The sequence below is a fragment of the Thermomonas sp. genome (assembly GCF_041919455.1).
Lineage (GTDB): Bacteria > Pseudomonadota > Gammaproteobacteria > Xanthomonadales > Xanthomonadaceae > Thermomonas.
The window spans coordinates 25,492-47,042 of sequence record NZ_JAYRTQ010000002.1 but is presented as its reverse complement, the minus strand read 5'-3'; the positions used below and the strand labels follow the sequence as shown (position 1 = coordinate 47,042).

Sequence of the window (21,551 nt, the reverse complement as noted above, 5' to 3'; positions counted from 1 at the left end):
CGCCGGGATGACGAGCGTCAGCTGGAGTATCCTCGACCGGCGCAACGCAATACGGGAAACCGCATGGACGCAACCGTGCACCACGCAGCCGGCAATCGCCCCATCGATCACTGGTTCGCGCACTACTCCAGCGATCACGTGAACGTGATGAACCAGCGCATCCACGTGTTCGCGGTGCCGCTGATCCTGTGGAGCGTGATCGGCCTGGTGTGGTGCATCCCGGTGCCGGGCACGCTGTTCAATGCAGGCCTGTGGGCCGCGCTGGCGATGTTCGCGGCGTGGATGTTCTATTACCGCGCCTCGCGGGCGATCGGCTTCGGCATGCTGGCGGTGTTCGTGTCGATGGCCTGGCTGACCCGCTGGCTGCACGGCACGCTGGGCACGCCGGGCCTGTTCAAGCTCGCACTGGGCGTGTTCGTGGTCGCGTGGATCGCGCAGTTCATCGGCCACAGCAAGTTGTACGAGGGCAAGAAGCCGAGTTTCTTCACCGACCTCAAGTACCTGCTGATCGGTCCCGCCTGGGTGCTGGCGAAGCTGTATCGCAAGCTCGGCATCGCGTGGTGAGTCCGGCGTGACCGCACGATGACCGCGACGGGGTTGCGCAGGCGCGACCTCGGCCTGGTCCTGCTGATCTGCCTGTTCTGGGCGACCAATTTCCTCACCTCCGCGCATGCCCTGCGCGAGGTACCGCCGTTCCTGTTCACCGCGATGCGGATGGGCCTGCTGGCCGCGCTGCTGGTCGCCTTCATGCGGGTGCCGCCACGCGCGCAATGGACGCGGCTGTTCGCGGTGGCGATGCTCAACGGCGTGCTGCACTTCGGCACCAGCTTCCTGGCGCTGAAGCTGGCGGGCGACCTGTCATCGCCGGCGATCGTCACCCAGGTGTACGTGCCGATGTCGGTGCTGCTGGCGTGGTGGCTGCTGGGCGAGCGCTTCGGTTGGCGCACCGGCGTGGGCGTGGCGATCAGCTTCGCCGGCGTGCTGGTGCTGGGCTTCGATCCGATGGTGCTGGCGCAGCCCGCGGCGCTCTTCGTGATGATGGGCTCGTCGCTGATGGTCGCGATCGGCACCGTGCTGATGCGCGGGCTGAAGGACGTACGCATGGTCGACCAGCAGGGCTGGACCGCGGTGCTCAGCCTGCTGCCGTTGTTGGCGATCAGCGCGGTGTTCGAACCGGGCAGCTTCGCTGCGTTGCGCGATGCCAGTGCGATCGCCTGGGTCGCCGCGATCTATGCCGCGGTGTTCTCGTCGTTGCTCGGACACGGGGTGTTCTACTGGCTGGTGCAGCGGCATCCGGTGGCGACGGTCACGCCCTACCTGCTGCTCACGCCGGTGCTGGCGGTGCTGCTCGGCATCCTGTTCTGGGGCGACCGCCCGGGTCCTGCGCTCTGGATCGGCGGGGCGATGGTGCTGGGCGGCGTCCTGGTGGTCGCCTTGCGTGCCGGCGTGCGCCAGCGCGCGTTGCCGCCGGCCGAGGAGTTGTAATGCTGTCATCCCTGCGAAGGCAGGGATCCAGCGACTTCAAGACATTGAGAGCAAAAGACGCTGGACTCCTGCCTTCGCAGGAATGACGAGCAATAGCCAGACTGTTCAGACCTCACTGATTGCGCTCGGGCGCGTCGAACATCCGTGTTTCCGGCCGGAACGCGCGCGGCGCGTAACCGAAGTCGCGCCGCGCCGGCGCGGCATCAAAGGCGAGGTCCTCGCGCATGCGGGCGACCGCGGCGGGCGTGAGCTCACGGGCCACGCCACGTGCCTGCGCGGCCGCGACCGCGGCGCGGAACAGCGGCATCGGCAATTCCAGCAGCGGCAGCGGCGGATCCAGGCAGGCCAGCACCCGCCGCACCATGTCGCGGTAGGCCAGGGTCTCGCCGCCGGGCAGGTCGTAGCTGCGGCCTTGGGCGACCGGCGAAACATTCGCGGCGAAGGCGGCATCGGCCAGGTCCTGCACGTGCACGGGCTGGCGCAGGCCGTCGGCGCGGCGCGGCAGCACGAAGCGGCCCCATCGCCGGGCCATGCCGGCGATGCGGGTCAGGGTCGCGTCGCGGCCGGCACCGTAGACCAGGGTCGGGCGCAGCATCGTCGCGCCTGCGCCGCGCTGCTCGCTGGCCTCGAACACCGCCGCTTCCGCGCCGAGCAGGCGACGGGCGATGTCGCGTTCGTGTTCGTCATCGGAGGCGTGCTTGCTGGTGGCGCTGGTCGAGCCGAATGCGACCACCCGCGGCGACACGACGTTGGCCGTGGCGTACCAGCGCGCGAACAGGTCCAACGGACCGCAGCTGAAAATCGCATCCACGTCGCGCGGCAACACCGGCACGTGGGCGAAATCGCCCTGCAGCCAATGCCGGCCCGGCGTATCCGAGCGCGCCTGTCGCGACACCGCACGCACCCGCCAGCCGGCATCGCCCAGCCGATCCAGCAGCGGCAGGCCGATCTGCCCGCTGGCACCGAACACCAGCGCGGTTTTCACGCGTTCGCGCGCTTCGGCAGCACCATGCGCAACCAGACAAGGCCCAGCACTGCGGCAACGACCGATGCGATGAGCACGCCGATCACGCTCTCGGTGTAGTGCAGCGGCGAGCGGGCGAACGCCAGCGAACCGATGAACAGACTCATGGTGAAGCCGATGCCGCACAGCATGCCCAGCCCGATCATCGCGCGCAGGTCCATGCCATCGGGGAATTTGGCCAGTCCGGTCGCGCGCATGACCAGCGCGATGCCGACGATGCCGACCGGTTTGCCCAGCACCAGTCCCAGCGCGATGCCGGCCGGCAACGGCTGCAGCAGGTCGTCCAGCTCCAGCCCGCCGAGGGCGAGCCCGGCATTGGCGAAGGCGAACACCGGCAGGATCGCGTAAGCCACCCACGGATGCAGGGCGTGTTCGAGATGTTCCAGCGGCGAATGTTCGGTCGCGTCGTCGATCGCGTTGGTCTTGTCGTAGTGCGGGATCATCAGCCCGGTAACCACGCCGGCCAGGGTGGCGTGCACGCCCGACTTCAGCACGCAGACCCAAAGCACCGCGCCCAGCAACAGGTACGGCGTGAGCGCGGTCACGCCGCGGCGGTTGAGCAGGACCATGCCGGCGATAGCGACCGCGGCCCAACCCAACGCCACCCACGACATCCCGTGCGAATAGAACACCGCGATGATGACGATCGCGATGAGGTCGTCCACCACCGCGATGGTCGACAGCAGCAGCTTCATGCCCAATGGCACGCGCGATCCGAGCAATGCCAGCACGCCCAGGGCGAACGCGATGTCGGTGGCGGTCGGGATCGCCCAGCCGCGCATCGACTCGGCATCGCCGCTGTTGAGGCTCCAGAACAACAATGCAGGCACCAGCACACCCGCAGCCGCGCACACCATCGGCAGGACCAGCTGTTCCTTGCTGGACAACTGGCCGGACAGCGCCTCGCGCTTGATCTCCAGCGCCACCAGCAGGAAGAACACCGCCATCAGGCCATCGTTGATCCACAGCAGCAGCGGCTTGGCGATCTCCAGCGCGCCGAACACCACCGCCACCGGCAGATCGCGAAAACCCTGGTAGGCACCCGCCAGCGGCGAGTTGGCCAGCAGCAGTGCCAGCACCGCCGCGATGATCAGCAGGATGCCGCCGGAAGCCTCAAGCCGGAAGAAATTGGCCAGCGCGTGGCGGGCGCGATGCAGGATCGGGGCAGGCGTATTCATGCCTCCAGTTTAGCGAAGCCTTCGCTGTCCGCCCGAATCCCGTCGGCATCTCCTCAGCTGCAACCCTCGACATAGTCCACCTGCGGCGGCACGCCGATGCGCCATTCGCTGACCTTGGCATCATCGCCCTTGCCGTCGGTCTCGAACAGCAGCACGCCATTGCCGCCCGCCGCGTCCTTGATCCGCAAGTACTGCCCGTCGGTGTACTTGTGCGGTTCTTCCTCGATGCCCGCATACAACGCGACGATCTGCGCCTTGCTCATGCCGACCTTGCCGCCGCCTGGCGCAACTACATCGTCGCGACGCACGTCGATGCGCACGAACTTGTCGCCCTCGATCATGAAGGCGGTGCGATAACCCTCGGTGCCGATGGGCTGCGGGATCAGGTAGTAGCAGCCGCCCGCCTGGTCGGGTTTCGCATCCCCGAGGTCGCCGCCCCAGGCCATGCGCACCTCTTCCTGCGTCGCACCGAAGTTGGCCGGACCAAAGCCCTTGAAGGTGATCGTGCCGTCGGCCGGCTTGTCCACGCGCAACGAACCACCGGCGTTCCCCTCCACGGGCGCAGGCGTTTCAGCGACGGGTGGTGGTGCCGTGGCATCAGCGACAGGTGCCGCATCGAGCGGTGCGGTCGGGCTCGCATCGGGTGTACCGCGCTCGCCGCAGCCGGCAAGGGCGACCAGCAAGGCAATCGAAAGCAGTTTCCGCATCGGGTGGGCTCCTCGTTCGTGAGCCCGCAGTCTGACGCGTTGCGGTTAACGCGTCGCGAATTTCGCAGCCGCTACGTTCACTCGTGCGGCGCGACGAAGCGCTTGCGCAAGCCGGACCAGCAGGCCTGGTAATCGCGCTGGCGATGCGCGGCATCCAGCGCCTGCCGCGTCGGGCGGATGACGTGGCGCGACTCGAACATGAAGGCCATGGTGCCGTCGATGTAGTCAGGTTTCGACGTATCCACGGCGCTGGCCTTGTCGAAGGTCGCGGCATCCGGTCCATGCCCGGTCATGCAGTTGTGCAGCGAGCAACCGCCGGGCGCGAACCCGTCCGCCTTGGCGTCGTACGCGCCATGCACCAGGCCCATGAACTCGCTGGCGATGTTGCGGTGGAACCACGGCGGGCGGAACGTGTCGCGGGCCACCAGCACGCGCGGCGGGAAGATCACGAAATCCATGTTGCCCACGCCGGGCGAATCGCTGGGCGAAGTCAGCACCAGGAAGATCGACGGGTCCGGGTGGTCGTAACTGATCGAGCCGATGGTGTTGAAGGTGCGCAGGTCGTACTTGTACGGCGCATGATTGCCATGCCACCCGACGACATCGAGCGGCGAATGGCCGATGTCGGCGCGCCACAGGTGGCCTTCGAACTTCGCGATGAGTTCGAAGTCTCCCTGGACATCCTCGAACGCCGCATTCGGGGTGAGGAAATCGCGCGGATTGGCAAGGCCATTGCTGCCGATCGGGCCGAGGTCGGGGATGCGCATGAACGCGCCGAAGTTCTCGCAGATGTAACCCCTCGCCTCGCCATCCGGCAATGCCACCCGGAAGCGGATGCCGCGCGGGATCACCGCGACCTCCTGCGGCTCGACATCGAGCACGCCGAGTTCGGTTTCGATGTGCAACCGGCCGTGTTGCGGGACGATCAGCAACTCGCCGTCGGCGTCGTAGAAGAAGCGTCCCTGCATGCCGCGGTTGGCCGCATACATGTGGATGCCGATGCCGGCACCTGCGGATGGACCGCCATTCCCGGCCATGGTGACCAGACCGTCGATGAAGTCGGTCGGATGCTCGCATGCAGGCAACGGATTCCAGCGCAACTGGTCCGGCGTGACCGGGCCGGTGTCGAAGTCGTTGTGGAAGCCGGCGTGACCGAGCAACGCGAACGGTCCGTGCATCGCCGCCGGGCGGATCCGGTACAACCAGCTGCGCCGGTTCTGGTGGCGCGGCGCGGTGAATGCGGTGCCGCTGATCTGCTCCGCATACAACCCGTGCGCGACCACCTGCGGCGAGTTGCGCCCCTGCGGCAACGTGCCGGCGATCGCCTCGCTGGCGAACTCGTTGCCGAAGCCGTTCTGGTAGCCGTTGCTTTCGATCGTCATGCGTTTGGCCGTGTCTTAAGCCCCTCTCCCGTCGGGAGAGGGGTTGGGGTGAGGGTTCGCGCGGCGATGCTGTTACGGATCGCATCCACCACGCCTTCGATATTCAACAAGACATCGTTGTCCCAGAATTGAATGACTTCCAATCCCTGACTTTGCAGATACCGCGTCCGGACAAGATCGGCTTCTTCGCTGTGCTGCGATCCATCGAGATCGACAGCAAGCCTGACGGCATCGCAATAAAAATCCACGCTATACGGCGGCATCGGATGTTGTCGGCGGAACTTCATTCCTTCCAACTGGCAGCCCCGCAGAACTTGCCAGAGCTTGTGTTCCGCATCTGTCATCTGCCGACGCAGACTGCGGGATTGACCAAGCGTTTTTGTAGGCAAGGGTGGCTTGTGCATTTCTCGTATCCCCGACCCTCACCCCAACCCCTCTCCCGAGGGGATAGGGGCTCATCAGATCACAGCACGCCGCGCTTCATCTGGTCGCGCTCGATGCTCTCGAACAGCGCCTGGAAGTTGCCTTCGCCGAATCCTTCGTTGCCCTTGCGCTGGATGATCTCGAAGAAGATCGGGCCGAGCGCGTTGAGGGTGAAGATCTGCAGCAGCTTGCGCTGCTTGGTCTCGGGGTCGGCGTCGATCAGGATCTTGTTCGCGCGCAGGCGCTCGACGTCTTCGCCATGCGCCGGGATGCGCTGGTCGATCACGTCGAAATACGTGTCCGGCGTGTCCAGGAACTCGATGCCGGTGTCGCGCATCTTCTCGACGGTCGCGTAGATGTCGTCGGTGAAGCAGGCGATGTGCTGGATGCCTTCACCGCCGTACACGTCCAGGTACTCGTTGATCTGCGACTTCGGATCGGACGATTCGTTGAGCGGGATGCGGACCATGCCGTCCGGCGCGGTCATCGCCTTCGACAGCAGGCCGGTCTTGGCGCCCTTAATGTCGAAGTAGCGGATCTCGCGGAAGTTGAACAGGCGCTCGTAGTAGTCCGCCCACTTGGCCATGTTGCCGTGGTAGAGGTTGTGGGTCAGGTGATCGATGAAGGTCAGCCCGAAGCCGGTCGGCAACAGGTCCACGCCGGGCAGGTATTCGTAGTCCGGGTCATGGATGGTGCCCTTCTCGTCGTAACGGTCGACGATGTAGAGCATGCAGCCGCCGATGCCCTTGATCACCGGCGCGGCGACCGCCTTGGTCAGTTCGTCGGCGGCCTCGAAGGATTCGGCGCCGTTCTTCAGTGCCTGCACGCGCGCCCACTCGGCCAGCTTGTTGACCCGGATCGCGAAGCCGCAGGCGCTGGGGCCATGCTCGGCGGCGAAGCGGGCCGCGAAGGAATCGGGGTCTTCGTTGATCAGGAAGGTGCAGTCGCCCTGGCGGTAGGTGCTGATCGCGCGGGTCTTGTGCCGCGCCACCTGGGTGAAGCCCATGCGCCTGAAATAGTCATGCAGGTGCTGCGCCTGGCCCGCCGGCGCGGCGAATTCGACGAATTCGAAGCCGTCGATGCCCATCGGGTTGTCGAACGTGGTCGGCTGCATGCCAAGATTGGGCTGTGCGCTCATGGCGGTTCCTCGGCTGTGAGACGGGCATTCTATAGTTTCAGATGCAACCATCTCAAGACGCGGCGCAGCACATGACCGATCCCAGCCAGGCACCAGACGCACAGCCCTCCAGCGCCCAGCCGAAGCACCGGCAGCTGAAGCTCGAGAACTTCCTGCCGTACCGGCTCAGCGTGCTGTCCAACCGCACCAGCAACGCGATCGCCCGCGAGTATTCGGAGCGCTTCGACATGACCATCCCGGAATGGCGGGTGATGGCGGTGCTGGGCCGCTTCTCCGGCCTGTCCGCCAACCAGGTCGCGCAGCGCACGGCGATGGACAAGGTCGCGGTGAGCCGCGCGGTGGCGAAGCTGATGGAGGCCGGGCGGATCGCCCGCGAGTTCGACGACGACGACCGCCGGCGTTCGATGCTGCGCCTGTCCGACGCCGGCTATGCGGTGTACGACCAGATCGTGCCGCTGGCGCTCGGCTTCGAGCAGCACCTGCTCGGCGATATCCCGGCGGACGAGCGCGCACTGCTGTTCCGCCTGCTGGATCGCCTGGACGAACTGGAATTGCGCGCCGAGCACTACACCGGCGGCGGCGAGCCCCAAGCCGACTGACGGCCGTCGCCGATGCAACGAAATACGGCAGCCAAGGCTGCCGTTTTCGTTTCGCATATTGGAACGCGCTTACTTCACGCCGTGCATCAGGCGCTGGATCAGCGGCGCGATCAGGAACAGCAGCACGCCGAAGCCCAGCAGGATCCAGAAGCCCATCGTGTAACCGGACTGCGCCGAGGCCACGGTCATGCCTTCGCTGCCGCTGACGTGGCTGGCGAAGATGCCGGACAGGTTGTTGCCGATGCCGGTCGAAAGGAACCAGCCGCCCATCGCGAAGCCGACCAGCTTGGTCGGCGCCAGCTTGGTGGTCATGGACAGGCCGATCGGCGACAGGCACAGCTCGCCGACCGACTGGATCACGTAGACCATGAACAGCGTCCAGAACGGGATCTTCATGGTCTCCGCATCGACCAGGCTGGACAGCGCGAACCACAGCAGGGCGAAGGCCAGCGCATTGAAGATCAGGCCCAGGCCGAACTTGCGCGGGATCGACGGGTTGTTCTTGCCCATCTTGACCCACAGCCAGGCCAGCACCGGCGCCAGGGTGATGATCGCGATCGAGTTCACCGACTGGAACCAGGCGTTCGGCCAGATGAAGCCGCCGGCGGCACCCAGGTCACGATCCACGATCTTGTCGGACAGGAAGCTGAAGGAACTGCCGGCCTGTTCGAAGAAGCACCAGAACAGCACGTTGAAGGTGAAGATGATCAGCATCGCGATGGTCTTGTCGCGCGACACCGAACCTTCGCGGATGCCCTCGACCAGCAGCATGATGCCGAGGATCACGAACATCGCGCTGAGGATCCACTGCAGCGCGCTGGCACCCATCGACAACAGGAAGTAGATGCCCGGGATCGCCACCAGCGCGCCGATCACGGTCATCACCACGCGACCGCCACCCTCGGCGCCTGCGGGCGGCGCACCGACGCCCTTCAGCTGGGCACGACCGAACCAGAACCACACCAGCGACACCAGCATGCCGACGCCGGAGGCGATGAACACCACCTTGTAGGCCGGCATGTCCACCGAGCCGCCCAACAGGCTCTGCGCCAGGAACTGGGTGAGGATCGGCGCCAGCATCGCGCCCAGGTTGATGCCCATGTAGAACAGGGTGAAGCCGGAGTCGCGGCGCTCGTCGCCCTGCACGTACAGCTTGCCGACCATCGTCGAGATGTTGGGCTTGAACAGGCCGTTGCCGGCGATGATCGTGGCCAGCCCGAGCTTGAACAGGTTTTCGTCCGGCATCGCGATCAGGAACAGGCCGGCGGCCATGATCACCGCACCGACCAGGATCGAGCGCTGGTAACCGATGATCTTGTCGGCGACGTAGCCGCCGAAGATCGCCGCCGCATAGACCAGGGCCAGGTAGGCGCCATACGTCTGGTTGGCGGAGGCCTCGCCGGTCGCGGCGCCGCCATGGAACTGGGCGACGATGTACAGCACCAAGGCCCAGCGGATGCCGTAGAACGCGAAGCGTTCCCAGAACTCGGTCATGAAGAGCATCCACAACGGACGCGGATGCCCCATCAATTGGCTGTAGTCCGGTGGATTCACCGGCGTGGTCGTGGTTGCGGCTCCGCTCATGCGGTCTCCCCCTGAAGTCGTTGTTTTGATTGTGGCGGCGCGGTCCGCGGCGGGCGCGGAACCGGGCGAGGATGGCCGAGGAGCGCGTGAAACGTCAAACCTCGCCCATTCAGGACGAGGCCTGCCGCAGCGACGGGGTCAACGCGTGGGCAGGTCCGGTGCGCCGTAGTCGCGAGTCGGGCCGATCGCGGTGCGGACCTCGAATAATTCCGGGAAGAAGGTCAGCTCCAGCGCCTTGCGCAGGAAGGCCACGCCGCTGGAACCGCCGGTGCCGGGCTTGAAGCCGATGATCCGCATCACCGTGCGCATGTGCCGGAACCGCCACAGCTGGAACTGGGTCTCCAGGTCGACCAGGTCCTCGCACAGGGCGTACTCGCGCCAGTAGCGGCCGGTGTCCTCGTAGATGCGCTCGAACACCGGCACCAGGGCCGGGTCCATCACGTGCGGCTGGGTGAAATCGCGCTCCTGGCGTTGCCAAGGGATGTCGTGGCCCCAGCGGCCCAGGTAACGCAGGAGCTCGTCGTACAGGCTGGGGGCGACCAGCGCGTCCTGCAGCGCGGCATGGCCGTCGACGTCGTGGGCGAACACCTTCAGCATCGCCGCGTTCTTGTTGCCCAGCAGGAACTCGACCATCCGGTACTGCAGCGACTGGAACCCCGACGACGGGCCCAGGATGTCGCGGAACTCCATGTACTCGGACGGCGTCAGCGTCTCCAGCACCGACCACTGCGCGGTCAGCTGGTCGAGCACCCGCTTGCAGCGCGCGATCACCTTGCCGAACTGCCAGACCCGGTCGTTGCGCAGGTGGTCGGTGGCCGCGCTGAGCTCGTGGATCAGCAGCTTCAGCCACAACTCGCTGGTCTGGTGCTGGACGATGAACAGCATTTCGTCGTGGTGCGGCGGCTGCGACAACGGCTGCTGCGCGGACAGCAGCTGGTCCAGGCGCAGGTAGCCGCCGTAGGTCAGCCGACCTTCCAGGTCGGTGTGGATGCCGGCTTCCAGCGGGCGTTCGTTGCGGTCGATGCTCATGGCGCGGATTCTCGCATGGGGGCGTCCGGTGCCATGCGCCTGTCACGGAAATGCAGCAAAAATCGCCGGACGGGCCGGGGTGGCCCGCCTAATCCGGGGATTCGAAGCTGATGAAATTGACACTTTCGCGCCTGAGCGTGGCGCTGTTGCTTGCCGGTGTTGCAGGCGGGGCGAATGCCCAGGTGGTCGTGAGCCAGGTGTACGGCGGCGGCGGCAACACCGGTGCGCCCTACAACCGCGACTATGTCGAACTGTTCAACCGCGGCAGCGCCAGCGTCTCGCTCAACGGCATGACCGTGCAGTACGCCAGCGCAACCGGCACCGGCAATTTCTCGGTGGGTGCCACCCTCCCGAACGTCACCCTCGCCCCGGGCCAGTACTTCCTCGTCGGCATGGCCAGTGGCGCCAATGGCGCCGCATTGCCCACGGTCGACGCCAGCGGCACCAGCGCGATGTCCGGCACGGCAGGCAAGGTGATCCTGGCCAACTCGACCACCGCGCTGGCCTGCAACGGCGGCTCCACGGCGTGCTCCTCCGCGCAGACGTCGCTGATCCTCGACCTGGTCGGCTTCGGCACCGCGAACTTCTTCGAGGGCACGGCCGCCGCGCCCACCCTGAGCAACACCACCGCCGCCCTGCGTGGTGGCAACGGTTGCACCGATACCAACCAGAACGGCACCGATTTCACCGCAGTGGCACCGGCACCGCGCAACAGCGCGACCGCGCTCGCCGCATGCAGCGGCCCGAGCCTGCCGACGATCAGCATCAACGATGTCTCGCAAGCCGAAGGCAACGCCGGCACCACCATCTTCACCTTCACGGTCAGCCTGAGCGCGCCAGCCGGCGAGGGCGGCGTCACCTTCGACATCGCCACTGCCGATGGCACCGCCTCCACCGCCGGCGGCGATTACGTCGCGCGCAGCCTGACCGGCCAGACCATCCCCGCCGGCAGCAGCACCTACAGTTTCGCCGTCACCGTGAACGGCGACAGCGCCGTCGAAGGCAACGAGGGCTTCCTGGTCAACCTGACCAATGTCGTCGGCGCCACCGTGAGCGATGCCAGCGGCCTGGGCACCATCCTCAACGACGATGCCAACGCCGCGCCGATCCACGACATCCAGGGCAACGGTTCGCAGTCGCCGCTGGATGGCACCGCCGTGCTCACCAGCGGCATCGTCACCGCCAAGCGCAGCAACGGCTTCTTCCTGCAGACGCCGGACGCGGCTGTCGATGCCGATCCGATGACCTCCCAGGCCATCTTCGTGTTCACCGGCGGCGCGCCGGGCGTGAACGTCGGCGACAGCGTGCAGGTCACCGGCACCGTGGACGAGTTCTCCGGTTCCGGCGGCGTGTTCAACATGCCCAGCACCCAGTTGCAGCCGTCCAACATCGCCTTCGTCAGCGCGGGCAATGCGTTGCCGGCCGCCGTGGAGATCACCGCGGCCATGCTGGGCGCCGGCAGCCTGCCCGACGTGCTCGAGCACCTGGAAGGCATGCGGGTCACCGTCGCCAGCGGCAAGATCGTGGCGCAGTCTCCGGGCGACACCAATGAAGACGCGGTCACCAGCAACGACCTCAACGGCGAGTTCGAGATCGTGGTCGCCGGCGTGCAGCGCCCGCTGCGCGAAGCCGGCATCAGCATCTTCGATCCCTACCCGGCGGCACCGACGATCCCCCTGTTCGACGCCAACCAGGAACGCCTGAAGGTGTATCCGCTGGTCGTCCCGCCAGGCGGCACGCCGCGCGTGGATGCGGGCGGCACGGTCAGCAACCTGTCCGGCGTGCTCACCTACTTCGGCAGCAACTTCGCCGAGAGCGCGTGGGAGCTGCTGTACGACGCCGCCTCGCCGCCGACCATCGTCTCCGGCACCGCCCAGGCGGTGTCCGATCCCACCGAAGACGACGTGACCATCGCCGGCTTCAACATGCTGCGCCTGTTCGACGATGTCGCCAACGGCACCGGCCCGACCATCAGCACCGCCAACTTCGACAAGCGCGTGACCAAGGCCGCCGCGGTCATCTGCGACTGGCTGAAGACCCCGGACATCCTCGGCGCGGTCGAAGTGGAGAACCTCAACGCGCTGAACACGCTGGCCGCCAAGCTCAACAGCACCTGCGCCAGCACGCCGAACTACGTCGCCTACCTGCAGGAAGGCAACGACGTGGGCGGTATCGACGTCGGCTTCCTGGTCAATACGCGTGCCGCGGGTGCGGCCTCCCGGGTCCAGGTCATCGAGATCGAACAGCACGGCAAGACCACCACCTGGACAGAACCGGGTGGCGGCACGTCGCTGCTCAACGACCGTCCGCCGCTGCGCGTGAAGGCGCTGGTGACCCTGGACGACGGCCGCAGTTACCCGATCACCGCGATCGTGGTCCACCAGCGTTCGCTCAACGGCAACGACGCCACCGGCAGCAGCGGCGATCGCGTCCGCGCCAAGCGCGCCAAGCAGGCGGAATTCGTGGCCCAGCTGGTGGACGACCTGCAGACCGCGAACCCGGACGAGAAGATCGTGCTGGTCGGCGACTTCAACGCCTTCGACGTCAACGACGGTTATGTGGACGCGATGGGCATCACCACCGGCAACCCCGCACCGGCCAGCGAGGTGGTGTTCTGGGCCGACAGCCCGCTGAGCGCGACCAATGGCGGCACCCCGCTGATCATGGGCAATGAACTGATCGCGGACCCCGAGCAGCGCTATTCGTACATCTTCGGCAACATCACCCAGAGCCTTGACCACGCGGTGGTCAACGAGGCGCTGGCGATGGATCCGGGCGTGTCCGCGCTGATCGTCGACCATGCCCGCGTCAACGCCGACTTCCGCCACGGGCACTTCGCCAACTTCAACCCGCCCTACACCACGGCCAACCCGCCGCTGCGCACCTCCGACCATGACCCGGTCCGAGTGCTGGTCCGGCTTGCCGCCGACACCGCGCCGCCGGCGATCAGCTACACGCTGGATCCGGCGGCGCCGAACGGCAGCAACGGCTGGTACACCGGCAACGTGCTGGTCGACTGGACGGTGATCGATCCGGAAACCACCATCACCAGCAGCACCGGTTGCAACGACACCACCCTGTCCAGCGACACCATCGGGGCGACGTTCACCTGCACCGCCACCAGCGCCGGCGGCACCAGCAGCGTGACCACCACCACGATCAAGCGCGACGCCACGGCACCGACGCTGGCCCCGACCACGCCCTCGCCGCTGCTGCGCGGCCGGAGCTACGTCGCCAGCCCGAACGCCAGCGACGCGACCTCCGGCGTGGCCTCGGCCAGCTGCGGTTCGCTGGACACCAGCACCACCGGCAACAAGTCGACCAGTTGCACCGCGACCGACAACGCCGGCAACGCGAGGACGGTGACGCTGAACTACACCGTGATCACCACCTGCGCGAACGACGGCTACACGGGCACCAAGTTGAGCTGGTGCATGGATATCTGCGAGCGTGGCTATACCGGCGCGACCCTGCAGACTTATATCCACCGCTGGACCAACCGCTACCGTGACCTGCCGTACTGCCTGGTGAACCCGCAGCCGCAGCCGACCCTGCTGTAACGACGTGCGGTGATCGACCGGAAAGGCGGCCCTCGGGCCGCCTTTCTGTTTCCGGCATCGCGACGCAGCGTCTTGCCGCACTGCGCAACGACCGGTTAACCGGCGAACCGTATCATTCGCAACCAATGCATCACTGGATGGCGCGGATGACCGTGGCGGCGCGTTTCGAGATCGAATACCTGCAATACCTCAAGCCCGACGGCGCCCTCGTCGGCGACCTGCCGCCCGCCGTTGCGAACGCCGAAGCGCTGCTGCCGCTGTTCAAGCGGATGCTGTTCGTGCGCACCTTCGACAGCAAGGCGATCGCCCTGCAGCGCACCGGCAAGCTGGGCACCTACGCCGCCTGCCTGGGCCACGAAGCGACCCACGTCGGCATCGGCGCCTCGATGCAGCCGGAAGACGTGTTCGCACCGAGCTACCGCGAATACGGCGCGCAGTTCGAGCGCGGGGTGAAGCCACGCGACGTGCTGATGTACTGGGGCGGCGACGAACGCGGCAACGACTTCGAGATCCCGCGCAACGATTACCCGTGGTGCGTGCCGATCTCGACCCAGTGCCTGATGGCGTCCGGTGCGGCGCTGTCGTTCAAGCTGCGCGGCGAACATCGCGTCGCCGTGGCGACCTGCGGCGATGGCGGTTCCTCCAAGACCGACTTCTACGCCGCGGTGAATTCCGCCGGCGCGTTCACCCTGCCGCTGGTGCTGTGCGTGATCAACAACGGCTGGGCGATCAGCGTGCCGCGCAAGGCCCAGACCGGCGCGGATACGCTGGCGCAAAAAGGCCTGGCCGGCGGCCTGCATTGCCTGCAGGTGGACGGCAACGACCTGGTGGCGGTGCTGGAAGCGATGCGCCGCGCGCACGAACGCGCGCGCAGCGGCCAGGGCGGCAGCGTCATCGAATTCATGACCTATCGCCTGCACGACCACACCACCGCAGACGACGCCCGTCGCTACCGCGGCGAGGACGAAGTGAAGGCCGCCTGGGAGAAGGAACCGTTCCTGCGCCTGCGCAAATTCCTGACCGACCAGAACCTGTGGGACGACGCGCAGGAAAAGGCCTGGATCGAGGAATGCGGCAAGCGGGTCGATGTCGAGATCAACGCCTACCTGGAAACCCCGGTGCAACCGGTCGAGGCGATGTTCGACTATCTCTACGGCGACATGCCCGCGGACGTGCTGGCGCAGCGCGAACAGGCGATCGCGGCGGAGAAGCGCGCATGAGCGACCAGCCGATTGCACTGATCGAGGCGATCACCCAGGCCCTCGCCTACGAACTGCGCAACGACAGTTCCGTCGTGGTGCTGGGCGAGGACGTCGGCGTCAACGGCGGCGTGTTCCGGGCCACCGCCGGACTGTCGGCGACCTTCGGCACCGAACGCATCCTCGATACGCCCCTGGACGAAACCACCATCGCCGGCCTGACCGTCGGCATGGCCTCGCAGGGCATGAAGCCGGTGGCCGAGGCGCAATTCGACGGCTTCATGTACCCGATGGTCGACTTCATCGTCTGCCACGCCGCGCGCATGCGCTACCGCACGCGTGGCCGCCTCACCTGCCCGATGGTGCTGCGGGTGCCTTGGGGCGGCGGCATCCGTGCGCCGGAGCACCACAGCGAAGCGAACGAATCGATCTTCACGAACGTGCCGGGCCTGCGCGTCGTCATGCCATCATCGCCGCAGCGTGCGTATGGCCTGCTGCTGGCCGCGATCCGCGACCCGGATCCGGTGATCTACATGGAGCCCAAGCGCATCTACCGGCAGTACAAGGAACTGGTGCCGGATGATGGCGAGGCATTGCCGCTGGACGTGTGCTTCGTGCTGCGCGACGGCAGCGACATCACCCTGGTGACCTGGGGCGCACAGGTCAAGGAAACCCTTGAAGCCGCGGAGAAGCTCGCTGCGGAAGGCATCAGCGCCGAGGTCATCGACGTCGCCACCCTGAAGCCGCTGGACTTCGCGACCATCGCCGAATCGATCGCCAAGACCGGCCGCTGCGTCATCGTCCACGAAGCGGCCAAGACCGCAGGCTTCGGCGCCGAGATCGCCGCGCGCTGCGCCGAGGAATGCATGTTCGACCTGGTCGCCCCGGTCGAGCGCGTCACCGGCTACGACACCCACATCCCGTTGTTCCGGCTGGAAATGAAGTACCTGCCGAGCACCGACAAGGTCATCGCCGCAGCAAAGCGCGCGATGGCGCATTCCTGAGTCTCGTCATCCCTGCGCAGGCAGGGATCCAGTGTCTTTCACGGTTCAATTCATCAAAGTCGCTGGATTCCTGCCTACGCAGGAATGACGGCAAAAGCGGAACGAGAACAACATGACCAAGAAATTCCTGCTCCCCGACCTGGGCGAAGGCCTGCCGGACGCGACCATCGTCGAGTGGTACGTCAAGGTCGGCGATGTCATCAAGCTCGATGACAACCTGGTGTCGATGGAAACCGCCAAGGCCGTGGTCGACGTGCCATCGCCGGTCAGCGGCAAGGTGCTGCAACTGGCTGGTGCGGCGGGCGACATCGTCGTCACCGGCACGATGCTCGCCGAGTTCGAAGTGGATGCGTCGATGCCGCAGCGCGCGGAAGGCCAGGACACCGGCCACCATCACGGTCCGACCCACGACGAACCGAAGTCGACGCCGGCACCCGAACCCGCCGCCAAGGCGGATGCCGGCACCGTGGTCGGCGCGATGCAGGTCGGCGATGCGGTGGTGGCGCAAGCCGCGATCGCCGCGGGTGGCGTCAAGGCGATGCCGGCGGTGCGTGCGACGGCGCGCAAGCTCGGTGTCGACATCGCCCGCGTCGCGGCGACCGGTGCCGATGGCACGGTGACCATGGACGACGTCAAGCGCGCGGCGGCGGACGGGTCGCTCTTGCTCCCCTCTCCCGACGGGAGAGGGGCTGGGGGTGAGGGTTCGTCTCGCCCCGAACCCTCATCCGCCCTTCGGGCACCTTCTCCCGCAGGGAGAAGGGAAGAGCAACAGCGCAGCACCCTCTCGCAGGCCGGCAAGCCGATGCGCACGCAGCCACCGGGCGCGGCACCGACCGGGCAGCCGGAACAACTCAAGGGCGTGCGCCGCAACATGGCCCGCGTGATGGCCGATGCGCATGCGCAGGTCGTGCCCACCACGCTCGTCGACGATGCCGACCTGCATGCGTGGAGTGGCCGCCAGGACATCACTGCACGCCTCGTGCGTGCAATCGTGGTCGCCTGCAAGACGGTGCCGGCGCTCAACGCGTGGTTCGATGGCGCCAACCTGACCCGCACCCTGCATCCGCACGTCGACCTCGGCATCGCGGTGGACACCGACGACGGCCTGTTCGTGCCCGCGTTGCGCAATGCCGACATGCTCGACGGCAACGGCGTGCGCGCCGCGATCAAGCGCCTGCGCGCGCAGGTCGAAGACCGTTCGATCCCGTCCTCGGAACTCTCCGGCTACACGATCAGCCTGTCCAATTTCGGCATGTTCGCCGGCCGCTATGCGACGCCCGTCGTGGTGCCGCCCTGCGTGGCGATCATCGGCGCCGGCAAGCTCTCGCACGACGTGGTCGCGGTGATGGGCGGCATCGAGGTGCACCGGCGCATGCCGATCTCGCTGACCTTCGACCATCGTGCCTGCACCGGTGGCGAAGCGGCGCGCTTCCTTGCGGCGTTGCTCGACGATCTGGCACAACCGGCATGATTCGTAGCCCGGGTAAGGCCGAAGGCCGCGCCCGGGTTCGCATCGTCACTTCCCGGGTGCGCTGCGCTTACCCGGGCTACGGAGGATTCGCGCATGGCCCATCGCAGCCGGCTCTCGGGGTTCATCATCGACTGCAAGACCGATGACCTCGACGCTGCGACCGACTTCTGGTCGCAGGCGCTGGGTTGCTCGATCGCCGACCGCGATGCCGGCGATGGCGAGGCGGAGTACCAGATGCTCGGCGATACGCCGGGCGACCTGCACATCGAAGTGCAGAAGGTGACGCATCCCTCGCGCGTGCACCTGGACATCGAGACCGACGATGTCGATGCCGAGGCCGACCGCCTCGAAGCGATCGGCGCGAAGAAGATCGCGTTCGTGAAGCGTTGGTGGGTGATGGAGGCGCCGACCGGGCAGCGCTTCTGCATCGTGCGGACGAAATTCCCGGCGCGCGGCGTCGCCTGGAACGACTGGGACTGACACCATGACCCATGTAGCCCGGGTAAGCGCAGCGCACCCGGGGTTACCACGCCTTTCCGACGACACGATCCCGGATGCGGCCTGCGGCGTTATCCGGGCTACTTGCAGGGACTGATCAGCCCGCCGCCAGCATCCGGCGGCGCAGGTAAAACGCGCCGGTGAGAACCGCCAGGAACACGCCGTAACCGACCGACGTCGCCAGGATCTGCGGCCACAGGTGGCCGTAGCTGCGATCGGCGAAACCGAAGCTCCAGTACAGGCTGGCCACGCAGCCGGCGAAGGCCAGCAGCAGCGCGATGGCGTCGAAGCGCAGGCGCGCGGCGTTGCGTGGCTGCCGCGGGTACAGCCAGTACAGCGCGGCCAGGATCAGGAACCACGGCGTGAACAGGATCAGCGCCAAGGCAGGGATGCCGGCGACGTCATTGCTCATGCCTGGCCCTCGCCTTCCAGTTGCGCGGCGACGAACGCCGCCAGCGCAGTGTTCACTTCCTCGTCGCTCACGCCGTTGCCCAGCGCGAAGTCGCTTGCGCCGTCGCCGATCTCTCCGAGCTTGATCGACGCGATGCGCTGGCCTGCATCCCGCGGCGAGGCGAAGCCGGTGCTCTGCAGCAGCACGCGCTCCCCCTGTACCAGCTTGAAGTAGAACTTGCCGTCGACGTCACGGTATTGCTTGAACGTGGGAACGATTGAGGCTTTCTTGCCCCAAGAAATCCCCACAGAACTACTAATCTCCCCTTTCCTGTTCCAGACAGAGGTCGTCTCGACCTGCGAGAGGTCACGCAGGCCTACGGCCTCGCGCAGGCGCTGCAGGGTCGGCGTGGCGTGCTGCGTGCGCAGGCGCGCGGCGCCATCGCGCAGGATCGCCTCGATCTCGCCGGGCTTCGCCATCAACGCTTCGTACTTCTCGCGTAGCGGCGTGACTTCCGCATCGATGCGTTCGAACAGCTGCTGCTTGGCATCGCCCCAGCCGATGCCGTCGGCGAAGGCTTGCGCGAAGGCGGCGGTGTCCTCCGGCGAGGCGAACGCCTGGTAAAGCTGGAACAGCACGGAGCCCTCGGCGTCCTTGGGCTCGCCGGGCGCGCGCGAGTCGGTGAGGATGCCGGCGACCAGCTTCTTCAGTTCGCCGCGCGGGGCGAACATCGGGATCGTGTTGTCGTAGCTCTTGCTCATCTTGCGGCCGTCCAGGCCGGGCAAGGTCGCAACAAAGTCGTCGACCGCCGCTTCCGGCAGCACGAAGAAGTCCTGGCCGTAGATGTGGTTGAAGCGCTGGCCGAAGTCGCGCGCCATCTCGATGTGCTGCACCTGGTCGCGGCCGACCGGCACCTTGTGCGCATTGAAGATCAGGATGTCCGCGGCCATCAGCACCGGGTACATGAAGAGGCCCGCGCTCACGCCGGCATCGTCGTCCTCGCCCTCGGCGCGGTTGCGGTCCACGGCCGCCTTGTAGGCGTGCGCGCGGTTGAGGATGCCCTTGCCGGCGACGCAGGTGAGCAGCCAGGTCAGCTCGGGGATTTCCGGGATATCGGACTGGCGGTAGAACCAGACCTTGTCGGGGTCGAGCCCGCAGGCCAGCCAGGCGGCGGCGATTTCCAGGGTGGAGCGCTGCGTGCGCGCCGGATCCTGCGCCTTGATCAGGCTGTGGTAGTCGGCGAGGAAATAGAAGCTCTCCACGCCCGGCGCGCGCGACGCTTTGATCGCCGGGCGGATCGCGCCGACGTAGTTGCCGAGATGCGGGGTGCCGGAGGTGGTGATGCCGGTGAGGACGCGGGTGTGGCTCATGCGTGGCGCGGGCTCGAAATGCGGATGCCGAAGGCGGAGATCCGGGGCCGCACAGTGTACCCGTGGCCCCGGCAACCCCGTTCCGGAAGGCCGCGCGTTGGCATGTGGGCAGCGCACTTCCGCGCTAGGAGACCGTCGCCATGTTCCGTCGCCTGCTGCTTGCCCTTGCCCTCACTTCCACCGTTGCCTGCTCGATGCCGTTGTCGGCGCGCGACCTCGTGCTGCTGGACGTGGTCGACCGCGACAGCGGGCAGACCCTGCCCGAATACCGACACCGCGGCCAGGACTGGATCGCCGGCGTGCCCGGCCATCGCTACTCGGTACGGCTGACCAACACCACAGGCGAGCGCGTGCTGGTGGTGCTCTCGGTCGATGGGGTCAATGCGGTCACCGGCCAGACCGCCTCGCCGTCGCAGGGCGGTTACGTGCTGGAGCCGTGGGAAAGTGCCGAGATCGCCGGCTGGCGCAAGTCGCTGGACGACATCGCCCAATTCGTGTTCACCGACCTGCCGGACAGTTATGCGGCGCGCACCGGACGTCCCGCGAACGTGGGCGTGGTCGGCGTGGCGGTGTTCCGCGAACGCCAGCTGCGACCGGTGTACGCACCACCGCCGGCAGCGCCGATCGCCGGGGGCATGGCCCGCAATGAAGCCCGCAAGGCCGCAGCCCCCGCCGCCAGCGCCGACCGCGCGATGGCATCGGAAGCCGAGGCGATGCCGCAACGCCTGGGCACCGGCCATGGCCAGCGCGAGTGGGCACCGGTCGGGCAGACCGAGTTCGTGCGTGCGACCCGCAGCCCGCAGCAAGTCAGCCAGCTGCGCTACGACGATGCCGACGCGCTGGTCGCGCTGGGCATCCTGCCACGCTACCGGGCGCCGTATGCGGGCACCACGCCGCGCGCGTTCCCGGGTGGCTTCGTGCAGGACCCCCCGTACCGGTATTGAACCCACCGCCGCGAGAACGACGAAGGCCGGCTTGCGCCGGCCTTCTGCTTCTAAGCAAACGCGTTGCACACAATCGCGCGCCGGTCACTTCTTCGCGGCGTCCTCGACCTTCTCGCCGACCTTCTGCACGTCCTTGCCCGCGCCCGCGATGGTGTTGCAGCCCGCCAGCACGACCATGCACAGCAGCATCGCCGCACCCAACCTGCCCATCTTGATCATGACCGCCTCCGCTTCAGGGTTGTGAACGCGGCGAGCTTAGCCAGTCGACTCCATCGGATGCAACAAACCCCATCATGCAAGAAGCGGACCGGGTTGCCCCGGCCCGCCACGCATCCTTGCGGTCTTCCCTCCTTCGTCAGTGCGAAGGAAGTGCGCGACTCAGCACTTGCCGTCCTTGCAGTCCTGCGCCTTGTCCTCGACCTTCTCGCCGACCTTCTGCACATCCTTGCCGGCGCCGGCCATGGTGTTGCAGGCGGTCAGGGTGGACATCGAAAACATCGCGAGCAGCAGCAGTGCGAACAAACGCTTCATGTGATTCTCCTCATGGGTTGGCCGATTTCCTGGC

General features: G+C 66.8%; 20 protein-coding genes and 1 pseudogene. 9 read left to right on the top strand and 12 right to left on the bottom strand.

All coding sequences use genetic code 11. The annotated features are described in order from the left end of the window. Positions 1–63 precede the first annotated feature (63 nt). Together ACE3T8_RS01425 and ACE3T8_RS01420 are read left to right on the top strand one after the other, a co-directional pair. Entirely contained in the window at positions 64–564 is a 501-nt protein-coding gene (locus ACE3T8_RS01425) for a DUF962 domain-containing protein (protein ID WP_374606198.1), read from the top strand. Between the two features lie 18 nt (positions 565–582). Further along, positions 583–1,485 carry a DMT family transporter gene (locus ACE3T8_RS01420; RefSeq protein ID WP_374606196.1) on the top strand — a complete coding sequence of 301 codons (903 nt, stop codon included), beginning with the start codon at positions 583–585 and terminating at the stop codon, positions 1,483–1,485. Between the two features lie 112 nt (positions 1,486–1,597). On the opposite strand, the gene ACE3T8_RS01415 is transcribed toward ACE3T8_RS01420, so the two are convergent. The 6 genes from ACE3T8_RS01415 to hppD all read right to left on the bottom strand — a co-directional run bounded on the left by ACE3T8_RS01415 (position 1,598) and on the right by hppD (position 7,337). Continuing rightward, positions 1,598–2,470, bottom strand: coding sequence for an SDR family oxidoreductase (locus ACE3T8_RS01415; RefSeq protein WP_374606195.1), 873 nt, complete (start codon positions 2,468–2,470; stop codon positions 1,598–1,600). Next, the gene (nhaA, locus tag ACE3T8_RS01410) at positions 2,467–3,687 is read right to left on the bottom strand and encodes a Na+/H+ antiporter NhaA (protein WP_374606193.1); all 1,221 of its coding nucleotides are present in this window, start codon (positions 3,685–3,687) and stop codon (positions 2,467–2,469) included. The genes ACE3T8_RS01415 and nhaA overlap by 4 nt, the downstream gene beginning before the upstream one ends. 53 nt (positions 3,688–3,740) lie before the next feature. Further along, positions 3,741–4,394: a hypothetical protein gene (locus ACE3T8_RS01405; protein WP_374606192.1), complete on the bottom strand. Its 654-nt coding sequence runs from the start codon at positions 4,392–4,394 to the stop codon at positions 3,741–3,743. 77 nt (positions 4,395–4,471) lie between these two features. Beyond that, a complete protein-coding gene (gene hmgA, locus ACE3T8_RS01400; protein ID WP_374606190.1) occupies positions 4,472–5,776 on the bottom strand; it encodes a homogentisate 1,2-dioxygenase in 1,305 nt (434 codons plus the stop codon). Further along, entirely contained in the window at positions 5,773–6,180 is a 408-nt protein-coding gene (locus ACE3T8_RS01395; protein WP_374606188.1) for an endonuclease domain-containing protein, read from the bottom strand. Before ACE3T8_RS01395 ends, hmgA begins: the two co-directional genes overlap by 4 nt. Before the next feature lie 59 nt (positions 6,181–6,239). Then, a complete protein-coding gene (hppD, locus tag ACE3T8_RS01390; protein ID WP_374606186.1) occupies positions 6,240–7,337 on the bottom strand; it encodes a 4-hydroxyphenylpyruvate dioxygenase in 1,098 nt (365 codons plus the stop codon). A 71-nt stretch (positions 7,338–7,408) separates the two neighbouring features. Between hppD and ACE3T8_RS01385 the strand changes: the two genes are divergently transcribed. Beyond that, positions 7,409–7,936 (top strand): MarR family winged helix-turn-helix transcriptional regulator, encoded by a 528-nt coding sequence (locus ACE3T8_RS01385; RefSeq protein ID WP_374606185.1) that lies wholly within the window; start codon positions 7,409–7,411, stop codon positions 7,934–7,936. A 69-nt stretch (positions 7,937–8,005) separates the two neighbouring features. Here ACE3T8_RS01385 and ACE3T8_RS01380 read toward each other — a convergent pair whose 3' ends face one another. Further along, complete coding sequence (locus tag ACE3T8_RS01380; RefSeq protein WP_374606183.1) at positions 8,006–9,520, bottom strand: peptide MFS transporter; 1,515 nt, start codon at positions 9,518–9,520, stop codon at positions 8,006–8,008. 138 nt (positions 9,521–9,658) lie between these two features. Next, positions 9,659–10,549: a tryptophan 2,3-dioxygenase gene (locus ACE3T8_RS01375; RefSeq protein ID WP_374606182.1), complete on the bottom strand. Its 891-nt coding sequence runs from the start codon at positions 10,547–10,549 to the stop codon at positions 9,659–9,661. Positions 10,550–10,659: 110 nt separating this feature from the next. Here ACE3T8_RS01375 and ACE3T8_RS01370 point away from each other — a divergent pair, with 110 nt between their 5' ends. From ACE3T8_RS01370 to ACE3T8_RS01350, 5 genes are all read left to right on the top strand, one after another. Then, complete coding sequence (locus ACE3T8_RS01370; RefSeq protein ID WP_374606180.1) at positions 10,660–14,109, top strand: lamin tail domain-containing protein; 3,450 nt, start codon at positions 10,660–10,662, stop codon at positions 14,107–14,109. A gap of 146 nt (positions 14,110–14,255) precedes the next feature. Continuing rightward, on the top strand, positions 14,256–15,329 hold the full coding sequence (gene pdhA / locus ACE3T8_RS01365) for a pyruvate dehydrogenase (acetyl-transferring) E1 component subunit alpha (protein WP_374606457.1): 1,074 nt from the start codon (positions 14,256–14,258) through the stop codon (positions 15,327–15,329). Further along, positions 15,326–16,312 carry an alpha-ketoacid dehydrogenase subunit beta gene (locus ACE3T8_RS01360; protein WP_374606178.1) on the top strand — a complete coding sequence of 329 codons (987 nt, stop codon included), beginning with the start codon at positions 15,326–15,328 and terminating at the stop codon, positions 16,310–16,312. The genes pdhA and ACE3T8_RS01360 overlap by 4 nt, the downstream gene beginning before the upstream one ends. A gap of 112 nt (positions 16,313–16,424) precedes the next feature. After that, the gene (locus ACE3T8_RS01355; protein ID WP_374606177.1) at positions 16,425–17,783 is read left to right on the top strand and encodes a dihydrolipoamide acetyltransferase family protein; all 1,359 of its coding nucleotides are present in this window, start codon (positions 16,425–16,427) and stop codon (positions 17,781–17,783) included. Positions 17,784–17,876: 93 nt separating this feature from the next. Further along, positions 17,877–18,263 (top strand): VOC family protein, encoded by a 387-nt coding sequence (locus ACE3T8_RS01350; protein ID WP_374606175.1) that lies wholly within the window; start codon positions 17,877–17,879, stop codon positions 18,261–18,263. Between the two features lie 115 nt (positions 18,264–18,378). Here ACE3T8_RS01350 and ACE3T8_RS01345 read toward each other — a convergent pair whose 3' ends face one another. Next, positions 18,379–18,693, bottom strand: coding sequence for a hypothetical protein (locus ACE3T8_RS01345; RefSeq protein WP_374606174.1), 315 nt, complete (start codon positions 18,691–18,693; stop codon positions 18,379–18,381). Beyond that, positions 18,690–20,033, bottom strand: a pseudogene (locus ACE3T8_RS01340) (tryptophan--tRNA ligase); the annotation flags it as partial. The gene ACE3T8_RS01345 and the pseudogene ACE3T8_RS01340, both read right to left, overlap by 4 nt. 149 nt (positions 20,034–20,182) lie before the next feature. Here ACE3T8_RS01340 and ACE3T8_RS01335 point away from each other — a divergent pair. Next, entirely contained in the window at positions 20,183–20,986 is an 804-nt protein-coding gene (locus ACE3T8_RS01335; RefSeq protein ID WP_374606172.1) for a hypothetical protein, read from the top strand. 84 nt (positions 20,987–21,070) lie between these two features. Here ACE3T8_RS01335 and ACE3T8_RS01330 read toward each other — a convergent pair whose 3' ends face one another. Both ACE3T8_RS01330 and ACE3T8_RS01325 read right to left on the bottom strand, forming a co-directional pair. Next, positions 21,071–21,175 (bottom strand): entericidin A/B family lipoprotein, encoded by a 105-nt coding sequence (locus ACE3T8_RS01330; protein WP_374606456.1) that lies wholly within the window; start codon positions 21,173–21,175, stop codon positions 21,071–21,073. Positions 21,176–21,364: 189 nt separating this feature from the next. Beyond that, positions 21,365–21,517: an entericidin A/B family lipoprotein gene (locus ACE3T8_RS01325; RefSeq protein WP_187553846.1), complete on the bottom strand. Its 153-nt coding sequence runs from the start codon at positions 21,515–21,517 to the stop codon at positions 21,365–21,367. Positions 21,518–21,551 lie beyond the last annotated feature (34 nt).